This is a genomic window from Serratia sp. LACPHL-BACT-2024-00286 (assembly GCF_043109535.1).
Taxonomy (GTDB): domain Bacteria; phylum Pseudomonadota; class Gammaproteobacteria; order Enterobacterales; family Enterobacteriaceae; genus Serratia; species Serratia sarumanii.
Genome location: NZ_JBICNA010000003.1, coordinates 90,217 through 103,864, shown reverse-complemented (window position 1 = coordinate 103,864; position 13,648 = coordinate 90,217). Strand labels below are relative to the sequence as shown.

Genomic DNA, 13,648 nt, shown 5'->3' with positions numbered 1-13,648 from the left:
GTCGGTAAGCGACATGGAGCCCTGGCGATGTGGCAAACGCCCAAAGGAGGTGGAAGCATGAGAGATATGAATGAAGTGTTGGAGCGATGGGGCGTATGGGCCAGGGATAACAGCGGCATTGATTATTCCCCCATTGCCGCCGGGTTCAAAGGGCTGTTGTCCTATAAATCGAATGGCGAGCTTTCCTGCTGCGATGATGACGGCCTGGTGATCGACGGTTGCGTGGGCAGATTGAAGAAATACAAACCCGAAGAGTTCGATCTCATCATTGCCCACCATGTTTATGGCATATCCCTGCGCAAGATTGCCCTGAAAAGGAAGTGTTCAGACGGTACGATACGTAAAGAGATGCAAACGGCGGAGGGATTTATTGGTGGATGCCTGGCGATGCTGGATATAAAGCTGAGCATGGATCGCTGAAACGGCTGCCGTTGAAATTGAAGATGGTTTATTTCTTGTAACATAATGACATCAGGAATAATCATGGTGAGTAGGATATTTAATAATTTAAAAAGAGCTCACGCGTACGCAAATAAGCGAGTAATCTGATAAAACTGAGTCGTTGCCGGCGCCGCCGCACGATAGATAAACCCCGCTTCGGCGGGGTTTTGTTTTTTTATCATAAAAGACTCACGCGTACGCAAATAAGCGAGTAATCTGATAAAACTGAGTCGTTGCCGGCGCCGCCGCACGATAGATAAACCCCGCTCCGGCGGGGTTTTGTTTTTTTATCATAAAAGACTCACGCGTACGCAAATAAGCGAGTAATCTGATAAAACTGAGTCGTTGCCGGCATCGTCGCACGACAAATAAACCTCGCTTCGGCGGGGTTTTTCATTTTTTGCCTCTTTGTCAAAACGGTCAATCACTCACTGAAAAATGACTGTCGTTGAATGGCCACGACGGGAGGCTAATCCTTCTCCTTTATAAAACGGCGCAATCCTTATTTATCTGCTCAGGTTGAGCAGAACGGATAAGCCATTTTCGACAGCGTAAATGGCCGCTTTTTAAATGGAACAGGAATGACGGATAGGGGCCGCATTTCGCCGCTCTTTTCCATGACTCCCGACGATCGGGCTATGCCCCGGTAAGGGGAGGGTGATGACTATGCCTTGGAAAAATGAACCAAACATCCTTTCAATGCTGCTTGCTTTCGGTATGACACTGCTGGGAGCGGTCGCCAGCTATTCCTTCAAGGTTTTGAACGGCGAAACCTTTAGCTGGAGGACGCTGTTTTTGCAGCTGTTCGTCTCTATTTTCGCCGGTTTGACCATGGTGATGATTGCCCTGCATTACGACTGGCCTTCGGAGGTGATGGGCGGCGTATGCGGCATGGCGGGGTGGTCGGGAGCATCTCTGATCAAGGCATTGGAACGTCGATTTCTCAATAAAGCGTCAGGAGGAAACCATGAAGATAAGTGACGATGGCATGGCGCTGATTAAGCGTTTCGAAGGCCTGCGGTTGCAGGCTTATCAGGATTCGGTCGGCGTTTGGACCATCGGCTACGGGTGGACCCAGCCGGTAGCGGGACGAAAAATAGGGGCCGGCATGGTGATCGATGCCACAACGGCCGAGCGTTTGCTGGTGTGCGGCGTCGGCCAATTCGAACAGGGCGTCGAACGGCGGGTGACGGTGCCGATCACGCAGGGGCAGTTCGATGCGCTGGTGAGCTTTGCCTATAACCTGGGCCTGCGCGCGCTGGAGAACTCGACGCTGCTGCGCCGACTGAACGCCGGCGATCGGCAGGGAGCGGCCGACGAGTTCGGTCGATGGGTGAATGCAGGCGGCGTGCGGCTCGATGGGCTGGTTGCCCGGCGCGCGGCGGAACGCGCGCTGTTCCTTTCCTGATACCCGAAATCGTCTGCAGAACGATTCCCCCCTCAAAACGACGGAGACTTTGCCCAAATGATTGAAGATGAAATCCAACGCTCGCTGGCCGCGCTAACCCATCTGGCGGTTTATCCGCTGATCTTGCCGGATCCGCAGCAAGAAGGCGTGACCTATCAGAAGATCAGCGATCTGAAAGTGAACACCGGTCTGGTCGACAGCTCGCTGGTGCAGAGCCGTTTTCAGATTGTGCTGTACGTGATCGACGATTATTCCCGGCTGATCGCTCTGGATAAGGCGGTTTTGAATGCCTGGGAAGGGGTTCGGCATGGCCATATCGGCCAATGGCCGGTACAGGCGGTCACGCGCAGCACTCTTTTGCAGAGCGCTACGTCGCTGGCGGATAACCGCGTTCAGTATCGGATGGCGCGCGATTACCTCATCACCCATTCCGAGGTGGCGGCGTGATCGCCATAAACGTTTCCGGCATGGCGGAATTGACTCGCCGTTTGGAAGCGATTCGGCGCGAGGTCACCAGTCACATTCTGCCGGAGGCCGGCCACGCCGCGTTGGCCCCGGTTCTTGGCACCATGCGGCAGTGCGCCGAACGAGGGGCGCCAAACAGCGAACCCTCGCTGAGCGCCGGCATCGCGATACGCCCGGCCGTTACCGCATGGAACGCGGTGACATTGCGCGTCGGCCCCAGTAAACAGCATTACCGCAGAGCCCTGGAGCAGGAGTACGGCACGGCAACGCAAGCCGCCGCCCCGTTTATTCGCCCTGCGCTGGATCACCACAAGCACCAAGTGTTACGCATCCTGGCGGCTCACGTCCGCTATGGCATCGAAAACCGGTAGCGACCGCTACCATCCTTCATCAAAAAGAGAGAGAAAAACTATGGCTGATAAAACTTCGCCAGAATACGCCATGCTGCCTGCCGGCACTATCGTCAAATGGGGCACCGTCGGAGCTGCAACCACGGCCATGAAGGCGCTGACCAACTGTAAAGCGGTAGGTGAAATGGGGCAAACCGGCGGTTTTGTCGATTGCACCACGCTGCTGGATACCGCCAAGCAGTTTATTTCCGACCTGCCGGAAGGCGCGGAGAAATCCATCGGTTTCATCGACGATCCGTCCAACGCCGATTTTGCGGCGCTGCTGAATGCGGCGGACAAGCGCGAAACGGTGCAGTTCTACGTCGAGCTGCCGAACGGCCGTACCTCCACCTCCATCCTGTCGCTGTCCGGCTGGAAAATGAATGAGATCACCGCCCCGGCGAGCGAAGTCATTCAGATTACCGTTCAGGGCAAGCAAAACAGCAACACCTGGGGTACGGTCACCCCAAAAGTGTGACAAACCGACGGTTCGCGCTGGCTTAACGTCTTATGGCGTTCGGCGCGAACGCTTCCGCCGCGGGCCATGTGGCCTGCGGCAACTCGCTTATGTACAGAGTAAACCGAATTGAACAAGGAAAAACTGATGACAGAGAAATACGATCTGAAAGCGCTGAAAGCGGCGCTGCTGAAATCCGACGATCACGTGATTGAAACGCAGATCTTTGGCACCAAAGCCTTTATCCGACGCCTGAAAGCGGCGGAACTGCAGGAAAACGAAGACGGCATGAAGGCCGCCATCGACAGCGGTGACATGAACAAAGCCGCGCAGCTTAACGTGCAACTGCTGCTGTCATGCCTGATGACGCCGGACGGCAAACGTATCCCGGCCGGCGCCTTGCCGAGCGTTGACGATCTGCTGGCGGCGCACGACAACCCAACGCTGGTCGAAGCCATCGGCGCCGTCAAGCGCCATGCGGTCGGCAGCCTGGAGGAAGCGGAAAAAAACTGACTGACTCGCCCTGGCTGATGTTGGTGTTCCAACTGGCCGATCGCTGGGGTGAGTCGGATCCTCGCAAGATCGCCGCGATGCCGGCGCACATCCTGAATCACTGGCGGGCATACTTCAAACTGCAAGGCATGACGGCCGATGCGGCGGAGAGTGCCCCCGTTCATCAATCCGGTCAGCCCGCGCAAAGCAGTATTGATATGCAGTGTGCTGACGTTATGCGAGTGCTGGGAAATGGCTGATACCGCACTGTTGGTCGTCGGGTTGCAACTGAATGACACCAACTTTAAAAACAAACTGACGGCGGCTTACCGTACTGCCGGGGAACAATCCGCCAAATTTAACCGCCAGGCTCAGCAGGACGCGAAGAAGACCGACGAGTCGTATCAACGCATCGGCGGCACGCTTGGCGGCCTGGCGGGGAAACTGGCGGGGCTGGCCGGCGTTGAGCTGTCGCTGCAGGGCCTCGCCACCACCTCGCGCCACTATGGGCAGGCGCTTACCGAACTTGCGTCCATCACCGTTGCCGCGACGGTGCAGATGAGGCAGTTGGACGACGCGGCCCGCCAGGCGAGCAGCGCTTCCGGCGAAGGCGGCAGCCGGGCGGAGGAGATGCTGAAACTGGCCGGCGGCCTGAATGACAGCGCGGCGGCCTGGCGCGATCAGGCTGCGGCGGCGCGCGGGGCGGCTCAGGCGACATCGGGCGTCGGCGCGGCGTCTCGTGTCGCCAACGTTGCGCTGGGGGCGCTGGGCGGCCCGATCGGTGTCGCCATCCAGGCGGGATTGGCGCTGTTGTACTTCCATGAGCAAAACCAATTAGCTCGTCAATCGGCTTTGGCATTGAAAGATGCGGCAGTCGAGACGGCCGAAGATCTCAGCAAACTCTCCAGGGCAAAGCTCGCCGTCAAAATTGATACCTTCGACGATCAGTTAAGGACGCTCAGTGAGGAAAAAGCCAAGATCGAAAACCAACTGGCGCGTAGGAGCGATATCCTAATTGCTGGCTTAGAGCGCCGAAGCAAAGGGTTGTTGGGATTCCTCTATTCTGATCCCAAAGAGGTGAAGAAAGAGCGGAACGCCTTGCAAGCACAGTTGGAAGATGTCATTAAGGGCGAGAAAGCGATCCGGCTTCGGCGAAGCAATGCCGTTAATGCACAAAATGGCAACGACAGCCATGTTGAGGCCAAACCTGTTAAGCCTAAGGGCCATCAAACAAGTGCCCTTCCTGTCGGTCGTATTTTCAACGATAACGGCAAGCAGCTGGCTCTTGATAAGTACCAACTGCTGCGGCAGGAAATCGAGCAGGCGCATCTGAGCAGCCTCGACAAAATCACCCAAGGTGAACAAAGCGCACAGGCCAAGCTGGCGTCAGCGGCCAAGGCGGCCGGTGCCGGGCAAGCCGATGTGCAGCGTGCGATGGCGCTGAACGCCGAGAAGTACCAGCGGCAGCGGCAACAGCTGGCTGAACAATACGCGCCGGGGCAGGCGGCGGTGCGTAAAGAGCAGGAGGTCGGCAAGGAGCTGAAGGCGCTATATGACGGGCGGCTGCTGACCGAACGCGAGTACCAGACCGCCAGCCGGATGCAGCAGCAAGAAACGGCGCGCCAACGGCTGAAGGCCGAAACTGACGCGCTCGCTGCGCCGCGCATGAACATTGCCGGTGATGTGGATCCTGCCGCTCGGCTTAACAACCAATTGGTGCAGCAGCAGGCGCAATACCAGGCCTACTACCAGCAAGGCTTGCTGGATAAACAGCGCTATGAACAGCTGATGCAGGCGGCGACGCAAGAATCGTCGGACGCTCAGTATCAGCAGGCGCTGAGTCTGTTCGGCGGGCAGAGCCGCGTGCACAAGATGGCGCTGGGGCTGGTGGACATGACGCGGGAACGGACCTCCGGCATGATGTTCGATCTGCTGACCGGGACGCAAAACTTTAAGCAAAGCATGCTCGGTTTGATGACCTCCATGACGCAGTCCATCGTTCAGCAACTGATCGATCTGGCGATGCAGGCGCTGTTGACCAGAACCTTTCTCTCTACCTTTATGAGCATAGGCGGCGGTTTGCTGGGCGGCGCTGCAAGCGCCGGCGCGGGCGCGGCCGGCTCAGGCGCGATGGGCATGCCGACCGGTTGGCAAGGCTATGTCCCCAACGCCAAGGGCGGCGTATACGCCTCGCCTTCGCTGAGCGCATTCAGCGGTGAGATCGTCAGCAATCCCACGTTATTCGCGTTCGCCAGAGGCGCCGGTTTGATGGGCGAAGCCGGGCCGGAGGCCATCATGCCGCTCAAGCGCGGCGCGGATGGTTCGCTCGGCGTGCGGGCGATCGGCGGTGGCGGCCAGCAGTCTGCGGCGGCGCCGAATGTCTACATCACCATCGAGAACGGCGGCAACGTCAGTTCGCAGGCCGATCCGGGATGGGGCGAGTTCGGTAAACGGATGGGGAATATCGCCGCGCAGGAAAGCCAAAAGGTGATCAACCGTAACCTGATGCCGGGCCAGCCGATTTGGAAAGCAATCAAGGGGATGTAATGGGCATTCAGACATTTGAATTTCCGGCGCGCGTCAATGCCGCCGGCGATATGCGTTTTCGCGTCAGAAAGGCGCAGTTCGGCGACGGCTATGCGCAGGTCTCCGGCGACGGCATTAACCCGATCGTGCGCTCCTGGGATCTGACCTTTGTCGGCAAGTATGACTACATCACGCCGATCATCGTCTTTCTGGAAAACCATCACGGGGTGAAGTCCTTCCAATGGACGCCACCGACGCAGGTTCCTGGCCTGTACCGCTGCGAGGGTTATAAGCCGGTCGCCATGGGCGGGGACAACTATTCACTGACGGCCACGTTTACCGAGGCCTTCCACGTTTAACCGGGGGGAGATGATGCTGAATTCAGATTTGCAAAAGCTGGAGCCGGGCAACCGCATCCGCCTGATTGAGGTAGACGGCACCCGATTTGGCGCCGATATTCTGCGCTTTCATTGCGATACCCTGCCTTTTACGCCGCAAGAGCTGGCCGCCGCCGGGGGTGATGAAACCAAATTGCCGGCGAAATCGGTTTGGTGGCAGGGACAGGAGTACGGCCCGTGGCCGTTTAGCGTTGAAGGGCTGGAGATCTCCGCCGACAGCCAAGGCAACGCGCCGAAGCTGTCGGTCGCCAATATCAATGGCCTGATTAGCGCGCTCTGCCTGCAGTTTGAGGACATGGCGCAGGCCAAGGTGCGGATCCACGACACGCTGGTGCACTACCTTGATGCCCTCAACTTCCCGCAGGGGAATCCCGCGGCCGATCCGCTGCAGGAAAAGCTGCAGGTGTTCTACATCGATCGCAAGGCGACGGAAAGCGACGAGGCGGTGGAATTCGAGCTCTCCAGCCCGGCAGACCTGCGGGGATTGCGCATTCCGACCCGGCAAATCCACAGCCTGTGTACCTGGTGTTCGCGCGGTGGCTATCGCACCGGCAAGGGCTGCGATTACGCCGGTAGCCGTTACTTTGACGACAAGGGCAACCCGGTGGATGACCCGAGCCAGGATCGCTGCGGCGGGCTGCTGAGCGACTGCCAAAAACGTTTTGGCGAGCACGAGCCGCTGCCGTTCGGCGGCTTCCCCGGCGCGGCGTTGATCCGGCAGTAGGGGGCAAACATGAAAGAAAAAACCGCGGCGGCCATTATGGCGCACGCCAGGGCCGAGTATCCGCGCGAATGCTGTGGCGTAGTGGCGCAAAAATCCCGCGTGGAGCGCTATTTCCCGTGCCGTAACCTGGCGGACAACCCCACCGAGCAGTTTCATCTGGCGCCGGAAGACTACGTGGCCGCCGCCGAATGGGGCACCATCACCCTCATTGTGCACAGCCACCCAGACGCCACCACGCAGCCGAGTGAGCTGGACAAGGCGCAGTGCGACGCGATGGAGTTGCCCTGGGCGATAGCCAGCTGGCCGGAGGGGGATTTACGTATCCTCTTGCCGCGCGGCGAACTGCCGTTGGTGGGCCGCCAGTTCGTGCTGGGGCATACCGACTGTTGGGGGTTGGTCATGAGCTACTTCCGGCAGGAGCACGGCATAACGCTCCAGGATTACCGCGTTGATTATCCGTGGTGGGAGCGGGGTGAAAACCGCTATCTGGATAACTGGCATGCCTGTGGCTTTCGCGAGTTCGATGGCCCGCCGCAGCCGGGGGATATGGCGATCATGCAGGTTGCGGCGCCGGTGGCCAACCACGCCGGCATTTTGCTGGCAGATGGTCTGTTGCTGCACCATATGTACGGTATGCTCAGCCAGCGGGTGCCTTACGGCGGGTATTGGAAAGAGCGAACGGTGAAGGTGTTGCGGCATAGAGAAATGATGTAATTCTCTGTTAAGATGAAAAAAATAACAGAGGGATTACTGATGAAAAAAATACTCTTGTCCATTACGTTGCTGATGCTGACAGGTTGCGCAAATCCAGAACTAACAAAAAAGGTTACTGCTGAGTTTACATCTAAAAAGGATGTAAAGAATTTATCCGTTTGCATCGCTGAGAAATCAGACATGAGAACGTTTAATGGTATGCGCATTGAAACAACAGAAAAGCCCGCTAGAGACGGAGGTGTTTCTTTGGCTCTGATTAATGGAGGTGGATATATTGATATTATTGATAAAGGAATGTACCGTCAGGTTATTTATAGAGGTGAAGCCGCAGAAACCCCGTGGGGTAAGCTTACAAACAGGAAGAGCGATGTGATTTCGGACATTAATTCGTGTTTGTAATTTAATGAATGTAAGACTGACCCGCGAACAGGCGGGTTTTTTTATGGAGTGATTATGGCCTTCGTTAACGTCTCAATAAGAACGGTTAAATTCCACGGGCCGATGGTTAAACTGTTTGGGAGAGAGTTTAAGTATCGAGCCATAACGGTTCCGAAAGCAATTGATGCAATGAGGAATTTACTTCCAGGGTTTGAACGCTACATGCTTGAAGCTCATAATCGCGGATTAACATTCTCTATATTTGTTGGGAAGCGAAATGTAAGCCAAGATGAGTTGGAGTTAACCCAAGGTACTGATGATATTCATATTGTTCCGGTGGTTATTGGAAGTAAGAGAGCCGGGCTATTTCAAACAATATTGGGGGTGGCACTGGTTGCCACTGCTGCATATTTCACTGGGGGTGCTGCTATTGGAATGGGGGCGGGGTTTTCCAGTGCTGGAGCATGGGGGTCTGCTTCATTAGTTGGCGCTTCCCTTGCCCTCGGCGGCGTCGTCCAAATGCTCTCCCCGCAAATGGGCGGGCTGCGCATGCGGCAAGGCCCGGAAAATAAACCGAGCTATGCCTTTGGCGGGCCGGTCAACACCACGGCGCAGGGCAACCCCGTCGGCGTGCTGTACGGCACGCGTGAAATTGGCGGGGCGATTATCTCCGCAGGCATTTATACCGAAGACCAGCAATAACGACATCCGTTTGAACAGACAGCCGCAATAGCGGCTTTTTTTATGGGCGAAATATGGCACAGAACATTATCCGTGGGCGAAAAGGCGGCGGCGGTGGCGGCCACACGCCGGTAGAATCGCCGGACAGCATTCAGTCGATCGCCAGAGCGAAGATGCTATTCGCATTGGGCGAAGGGGAGTTTGCCGGCGGGCTGGATGGCACGAACATTTTTGTTGATGGTACGCCGGTACTGAGCAGCGACGGAACGGAAAACTTTCCCGGTTTCCGCTGGGAATTCCGCCCTGGTTCGCAGGCGCAGGAATATATCCAGGGCATTCCCGCCGTTGAGAATGAGATCTCGGTCGGCAGCGAACTGAAAAGCGGCACCCCGTGGGTACGGTCTGTATCGAACCTGCAACTTTCCGCTGTACGTCTGCGTCTGGGGTGGCCCATGCTGCAAAAGCAGGCGGACAACGGCGATGTCAACGGCTATCGCATCGAGTACGCCATCGACGTGGCGACCGACGGCGGCAGTTACCAGGAGGTGTTAACGGCGGCGATCGACGATAAAACCACCTCGCTGTATGAACGCTCGCACCGCATCAACTTGCCGAAGGCCACCACGGGCTGGCAGCTGCGCGTGCGCCGGTTGACGCCTAACGCCAACAGCGCCCGGATCGCCGACCGCATGAACATCGAGGCGTTGACCGAAATCATCGATGCCAAGCTGCGCTACCCGAACACTGCGCTGCTTTACGTGGAGTTCGACTCGAAGCAGTTCCCCAACATCCCGAAGATCAGCTGCAAACCGCGCGGCCGCCTGATCCGCGTGCCGGACAACTACGATCCGCAAACGCGCAGCTATACCGGCATCTGGAGCGGCGGCTTTAAGTGGGCCTACAGCGATAACCCGGCATGGGTGTTTTACGACATTATTTTGGCCGAGCGCTTTGGCCTGGGCGATCGCATCGACGCTTCCCAGGTCTCCGAGTCCGAGCTGTATCGCATCGCGCAGTATTGCGACCAGCTGGTGCCGGACGGGCGCGGCGGCGAAGGCATGGAGCCGCGCTTTACCTGCAACGTTTATCTGCAGTCGCGGGAAGAGGCCTGGACGGTGCTGAGCGATTTGGCCGGCATCTTCCGCGGCATGACCTATTGGGGGCAAAACCAAATGGTCGCCCTGGCGGATATGCCGCGCGATATGGACTTCACCTTCACCCGCGCCAATGTTATCGACGGCAAGTTTACCTACTCGTCCGCCAGCGAACGCACCCGCTACAGCACCGCGATGGTCAGTTGGTCCGATCCGGGCAACCATTACGCCGATGCGATAGAGGCGGTATTCGACAGCGATCTGGTGCGCCGCTACGACGTGAACCAGACCGAGCTGACGGCCATCGGTTGCACCACGCCGAGTGAAGCAAACCGCCGCGGCCGCTGGGCGTTGTTGACCAACAGCAAGGATCGCACGGTCAGTTTCTCCGTGGGGTTGGACGGCATGATCCCCATGCCGGGGCACATCATCGGCGTGGCCGACCAGATGCTGGCTGGGCGGGTGATTGGCGGGCGCCTCAGCGGCGTGGATGGCCGTAAGCTGACGTTGGACAGGAAGCCGGGCGCCAAAGCCGGAGATCGCCTGATCGTCAACCTGCCATCCGGCCGGGCGCAGGCGCGCACCGTGCAGGCGGTGAATGAACGCGTAGTGACCGTCACCACCGCCTACAGTGAGACGCCGGTGCCGGAAGCGGCCTGGTCCATCGACGCGGACGATCTGGCGGTGCAACTTTACCGCGTGGTGGGCATCGCCGATAACGGCGACAACACCTATACCGTCAACGCCGCGGAACATGATCCGAATAAGTACGCTCGCATCGATACCGGCGCACGCATCGACGATCGTCCGATTTCCATCATTCCGCCCGGCGTGCAGGCGCCGCCGAAAAACATCACTATCGACAGCTACTCCTCGGTGAGCCAGGGCATCGCCATTACCACCCTGCGCGCTGCCTGGGGCGCGGTTGAAAATGCCATCGCCTATGAGGCGGAATGGCGCAAAGATAACGGCAACTGGGTGTCGGTGCTGCGCACTTCGGCGCTCGGCTTTGAAGTGCCGGGTATATACGCCGGCCGTTATCGGGTGCGGGTGCGGGCCATCAACGCCAGTGACGTATCGTCTATCTGGGCGACGTCGATGGAAACCTACCTCAAGGGCAAAGAGGGTAAACCGCCGATGCCGGTCGGCTTCAAGGCATCGCCTTTGCTGTGGGGCATCCAGCTTGACTGGGCGTTCCCTATCGGCGCTGAAGATACGCTGAAAACCGAAATTCAGTATGCGGACAACGCTGCCGGGAATAACGCGATGCTGTTGGCCGATATCCCGTATCCGCAGCATACCCACGCCATGACCGGGTTGAAGGCGGGCCAGGCCTTCTGGTTCCGTGCGCGGTTGCAAGACCGCACCGGCAATCAGGGCGACTGGACAGTCTGGACCGCCGGGCAGGCGAACGCGGACGCCGGCGATTATCTCGAGAATATCGGCGACGATCTCTTGACCGCGAAAGACGGCGAGCGGCTGGTGGGCGATATCGACACCAACATCGACGCCATCTTGCAGAATGCGCTGGCCAACAACGCGACGGTGGATCACCAGTGGGCGCAGTACGGCACGGTGCGCGCCGATATCATGGTGGTGAAAACCACCATCGCGGAGGTCGATCGCGGGCTGGCCGAGATGAAAACCCAGGTGCAGGCGCAGATTGACGACGTCGCGGCGGTGCTGGAAGACAAACTGACGGCAACGGTAGACGCCGACGGCGCCACGGCCATCCATACGTTGAAAGCGGGCGTGCGGGTGAACGGCACCTTCTACAACGCCGGCATGTCGATTGCAGTATTGGCGCAAAACGGCAGGCCGGTCACCACCCGCGTGGGCTTTAACGCCAACCAGTTCGTGTTGATGAGCGGCAACAACAGCAATCAGTATTCACCGTTTGCCGTGGTGGATGGGCAGGTGTTTATGAATAATGCCTTTATTCAGGATGGAACAATCAGTAATGCCAAGATTGGTAACTATATACAATCTAACAACTTTGGGGTAAACGGTGGGTGGCGAATAAGCAAGCCTGACAATAATATGATATTTACGGATGAAAATAATGTCGTTCGCGTACGTATGGGGAGGCTTTATTAATGAGCGAACAGTATGGATGGCAGATATCAGACTCCAGAGGAAATATGGTGGCCGATCACACTGTTATTATGTCACGTTGGCTTGGCTCTTATGATATTGGAATGATTCAATGGTGGGGGAACCCTCCACATTACTGGAGCCACAGAATAGAAAATATACCATTCAATGGTGGGACACCATACAGTTACACTGTACCAAGACCTGGCATCGTAATGCCAGAAGGTTGGGGAACAGCTTATGCTCCTCCTGATATTTATTGTGGCCCTAACTATATCGATCTCTCTTATAATGACACCATAAGGAGTTACCCTGATGACCTGGGTATAGGTCTTTTGTTGGGCATGCTTACAGTTCATTGGGGAGTTTATAATGCCTAATAGTTATGGGGTAGAGCTTTTTAATAATAGGAATTACGTTGTCGCTAATGCCAACGACGTAAATTATACCTTAAGGAGCGCTGGTCAGATTCATAATTGGCAGTTCAACCCGCCTAATGTTCTCAGTGTTGCAGCGTTTTGCGGTGTCGACTTATCACCGTACAACTCTCCGCTCATGTTCTTTAAGCCAATGTGGAACGATCAGCGTATAGGATGCATGACGGGCGACGAAAGGGATTGGCACGCATCTCAGTTAGGGCCAACAAAAAAGATGTTCAAGGTCATGAAGTGGGGGAATAAGGATATTGGTAGTATTCAATATTACATCTTTGACAGATGGGTTCCGCCAGAGAGGTCTTCACATGGAATGCAGCTTTTTGATAGTTCTGGAAATATCATTTTTGATAGTGGTTGGAACTTCATGAAAATCCGGAATGTAATGTGGCTTGATCCAGGATATCCTAACCACGGACACGGAGATCCTAATGGAGGAAACCCAGAAAATGAACAAAACTGGACTATGATAGGCGCTGCTGGCCCGGGTAATCTGGCAATGGCGATGCCGAATCCGAGGGGCTGGGTTACCACAAACTGGAGAGGAGAAGGTTGGATGATGTATGAATGTTTCCACTTCTCTGACTGGGATAACAAAATTACGATCTCACTTGTACCTCGTGGTGAGTACTTATGGACACCGCCAAATGCCGGTTGGGCAAACCCAAACACTAGATCTCAAGTCATGATTATTGATGTTGATGGATTTCCGACAAATTATTATGATGCCAAAATAGTACCAGGGTTTACCGCTTAACCCATCTTAGACATATTCTTAGTGAATAATGAATTCCATTTACAGAGTTGGCTTTCGCTGATGAAGAGGTTTTCATATTCATTGGTGGGATCTATTGCTAAAAATTTATTGGATGTTTTACTTTTATTAATATCACAGGGTTAAATTTAAATTGATAATATTATTTTATATCTTTCGATGTAAGGTGATTATCATT

17 protein-coding genes are annotated in these 13,648 nt (G+C 56.2%); all 17 read left to right on the top strand.

The window, feature by feature from the left end; all coding sequences use genetic code 11:
* Positions 1–57 precede the first annotated feature (57 nt).
* The 17 genes from ACF8MC_RS10240 to ACF8MC_RS10160 all read left to right on the top strand — a co-directional run bounded on the left by ACF8MC_RS10240 (position 58) and on the right by ACF8MC_RS10160 (position 13,452).
* Positions 58–420 (top strand): antiterminator Q family protein, encoded by a 363-nt coding sequence (locus tag ACF8MC_RS10240; protein WP_019453679.1) that lies wholly within the window; start codon positions 58–60, stop codon positions 418–420.
* Positions 421–1,101: 681 nt separating this feature from the next.
* Positions 1,102–1,422 (top strand): phage holin family protein, encoded by a 321-nt coding sequence (locus tag ACF8MC_RS10235; protein WP_041036019.1) that lies wholly within the window; start codon positions 1,102–1,104, stop codon positions 1,420–1,422.
* Positions 1,409–1,849 (top strand): lysozyme, encoded by a 441-nt coding sequence (locus tag ACF8MC_RS10230; protein ID WP_049195170.1) that lies wholly within the window; start codon positions 1,409–1,411, stop codon positions 1,847–1,849. Before ACF8MC_RS10235 ends, ACF8MC_RS10230 begins: the two co-directional genes overlap by 14 nt.
* A gap of 57 nt (positions 1,850–1,906) precedes the next feature.
* Complete coding sequence (locus ACF8MC_RS10225) at positions 1,907–2,296, top strand: hypothetical protein (RefSeq protein ID WP_049195168.1); 390 nt, start codon at positions 1,907–1,909, stop codon at positions 2,294–2,296.
* Entirely contained in the window at positions 2,293–2,685 is a 393-nt protein-coding gene (locus tag ACF8MC_RS10220) for an HK97-gp10 family putative phage morphogenesis protein (RefSeq protein WP_049195167.1), read from the top strand. Before ACF8MC_RS10225 ends, ACF8MC_RS10220 begins: the two co-directional genes overlap by 4 nt.
* A gap of 40 nt (positions 2,686–2,725) precedes the next feature.
* Positions 2,726–3,181, top strand: a complete 456-nt coding sequence (locus tag ACF8MC_RS10215) for a major tail shaft subunit (RefSeq protein ID WP_033652513.1) — start codon at positions 2,726–2,728, stop codon at positions 3,179–3,181.
* 126 nt (positions 3,182–3,307) lie between these two features.
* Positions 3,308–3,673: a phage tail protein gene (locus ACF8MC_RS10210; protein WP_049195166.1), complete on the top strand. Its 366-nt coding sequence runs from the start codon at positions 3,308–3,310 to the stop codon at positions 3,671–3,673.
* Positions 3,674–3,690: 17 nt separating this feature from the next.
* Positions 3,691–3,912, top strand: coding sequence for a hypothetical protein (locus ACF8MC_RS10205; protein ID WP_004935830.1), 222 nt, complete (start codon positions 3,691–3,693; stop codon positions 3,910–3,912).
* On the top strand, positions 3,905–6,199 hold the full coding sequence (locus tag ACF8MC_RS10200) for a phage tail tape measure protein (protein WP_164105219.1): 2,295 nt from the start codon (positions 3,905–3,907) through the stop codon (positions 6,197–6,199). The genes ACF8MC_RS10205 and ACF8MC_RS10200 overlap by 8 nt, the downstream gene beginning before the upstream one ends.
* Positions 6,199–6,537: a phage tail protein gene (locus ACF8MC_RS10195; protein WP_004935824.1), complete on the top strand. Its 339-nt coding sequence runs from the start codon at positions 6,199–6,201 to the stop codon at positions 6,535–6,537. Before ACF8MC_RS10200 ends, ACF8MC_RS10195 begins: the two co-directional genes overlap by 1 nt.
* A 10-nt stretch (positions 6,538–6,547) precedes the next feature.
* Positions 6,548–7,300, top strand: coding sequence for a phage minor tail protein L (locus ACF8MC_RS10190; RefSeq protein ID WP_197807854.1), 753 nt, complete (start codon positions 6,548–6,550; stop codon positions 7,298–7,300).
* A gap of 9 nt (positions 7,301–7,309) precedes the next feature.
* Positions 7,310–8,014: a C40 family peptidase gene (locus tag ACF8MC_RS10185; RefSeq protein ID WP_049195163.1), complete on the top strand. Its 705-nt coding sequence runs from the start codon at positions 7,310–7,312 to the stop codon at positions 8,012–8,014.
* Positions 8,015–8,053: 39 nt separating this feature from the next.
* Positions 8,054–8,413: a hypothetical protein gene (locus ACF8MC_RS10180; protein ID WP_152692930.1), complete on the top strand. Its 360-nt coding sequence runs from the start codon at positions 8,054–8,056 to the stop codon at positions 8,411–8,413.
* 54 nt (positions 8,414–8,467) lie between these two features.
* On the top strand, positions 8,468–9,094 hold the full coding sequence (locus tag ACF8MC_RS10175; protein WP_049195161.1) for a tail assembly protein: 627 nt from the start codon (positions 8,468–8,470) through the stop codon (positions 9,092–9,094).
* A 53-nt stretch (positions 9,095–9,147) separates the two neighbouring features.
* Complete coding sequence (locus ACF8MC_RS10170) at positions 9,148–12,264, top strand: host specificity protein J (RefSeq protein WP_239506359.1); 3,117 nt, start codon at positions 9,148–9,150, stop codon at positions 12,262–12,264.
* Positions 12,264–12,641, top strand: coding sequence for a hypothetical protein (locus ACF8MC_RS10165; protein WP_133160397.1), 378 nt, complete (start codon positions 12,264–12,266; stop codon positions 12,639–12,641). The genes ACF8MC_RS10170 and ACF8MC_RS10165 overlap by 1 nt, the downstream gene beginning before the upstream one ends.
* Positions 12,634–13,452, top strand: a complete 819-nt coding sequence (locus ACF8MC_RS10160) for a hypothetical protein (RefSeq protein WP_133160398.1) — start codon at positions 12,634–12,636, stop codon at positions 13,450–13,452. Before ACF8MC_RS10165 ends, ACF8MC_RS10160 begins: the two co-directional genes overlap by 8 nt.
* Positions 13,453–13,648: the final 196 nt, after the last annotated feature.

What these genes read in the sequence shown, in the direction of transcription:
- ACF8MC_RS10165 (WP_133160397.1), top strand. Translation starts at nt 12,264, where the DNA reads ATGAGCGAACAGTATGGATGGCAGATATCAGACTCCAGAGGAAATATG.
- ACF8MC_RS10175 (WP_049195161.1), top strand. Translation starts at nt 8,468, where the DNA reads ATGGCCTTCGTTAACGTCTCAATAAGAACGGTTAAATTCCACGGGCCG.
- ACF8MC_RS10170 (WP_239506359.1), top strand. Translation starts at nt 9,148, where the DNA reads ATGGCACAGAACATTATCCGTGGGCGAAAAGGCGGCGGCGGTGGCGGC.
- ACF8MC_RS10190 (WP_197807854.1), top strand. Translation starts at nt 6,548, where the DNA reads ATGATGCTGAATTCAGATTTGCAAAAGCTGGAGCCGGGCAACCGCATC.
- ACF8MC_RS10235 (WP_041036019.1), top strand. Translation starts at nt 1,102, where the DNA reads ATGACTATGCCTTGGAAAAATGAACCAAACATCCTTTCAATGCTGCTT.
- ACF8MC_RS10200 (WP_164105219.1), top strand. Translation starts at nt 3,905, where the DNA reads ATGGCTGATACCGCACTGTTGGTCGTCGGGTTGCAACTGAATGACACC.
- ACF8MC_RS10205 (WP_004935830.1), top strand. Translation starts at nt 3,691, where the DNA reads ATGTTGGTGTTCCAACTGGCCGATCGCTGGGGTGAGTCGGATCCTCGC.
- ACF8MC_RS10195 (WP_004935824.1), top strand. Translation starts at nt 6,199, where the DNA reads ATGGGCATTCAGACATTTGAATTTCCGGCGCGCGTCAATGCCGCCGGC.
- ACF8MC_RS10160 (WP_133160398.1), top strand. Translation starts at nt 12,634, where the DNA reads ATGCCTAATAGTTATGGGGTAGAGCTTTTTAATAATAGGAATTACGTT.
- ACF8MC_RS10185 (WP_049195163.1), top strand. Translation starts at nt 7,310, where the DNA reads ATGAAAGAAAAAACCGCGGCGGCCATTATGGCGCACGCCAGGGCCGAG.
- ACF8MC_RS10180 (WP_152692930.1), top strand. Translation starts at nt 8,054, where the DNA reads ATGAAAAAAATACTCTTGTCCATTACGTTGCTGATGCTGACAGGTTGC.
- ACF8MC_RS10240 (WP_019453679.1), top strand. Translation starts at nt 58, where the DNA reads ATGAGAGATATGAATGAAGTGTTGGAGCGATGGGGCGTATGGGCCAGG.
- ACF8MC_RS10225 (WP_049195168.1), top strand. Translation starts at nt 1,907, where the DNA reads ATGATTGAAGATGAAATCCAACGCTCGCTGGCCGCGCTAACCCATCTG.
- ACF8MC_RS10215 (WP_033652513.1), top strand. Translation starts at nt 2,726, where the DNA reads ATGGCTGATAAAACTTCGCCAGAATACGCCATGCTGCCTGCCGGCACT.
- ACF8MC_RS10210 (WP_049195166.1), top strand. Translation starts at nt 3,308, where the DNA reads ATGACAGAGAAATACGATCTGAAAGCGCTGAAAGCGGCGCTGCTGAAA.
- ACF8MC_RS10230 (WP_049195170.1), top strand. Translation starts at nt 1,409, where the DNA reads ATGAAGATAAGTGACGATGGCATGGCGCTGATTAAGCGTTTCGAAGGC.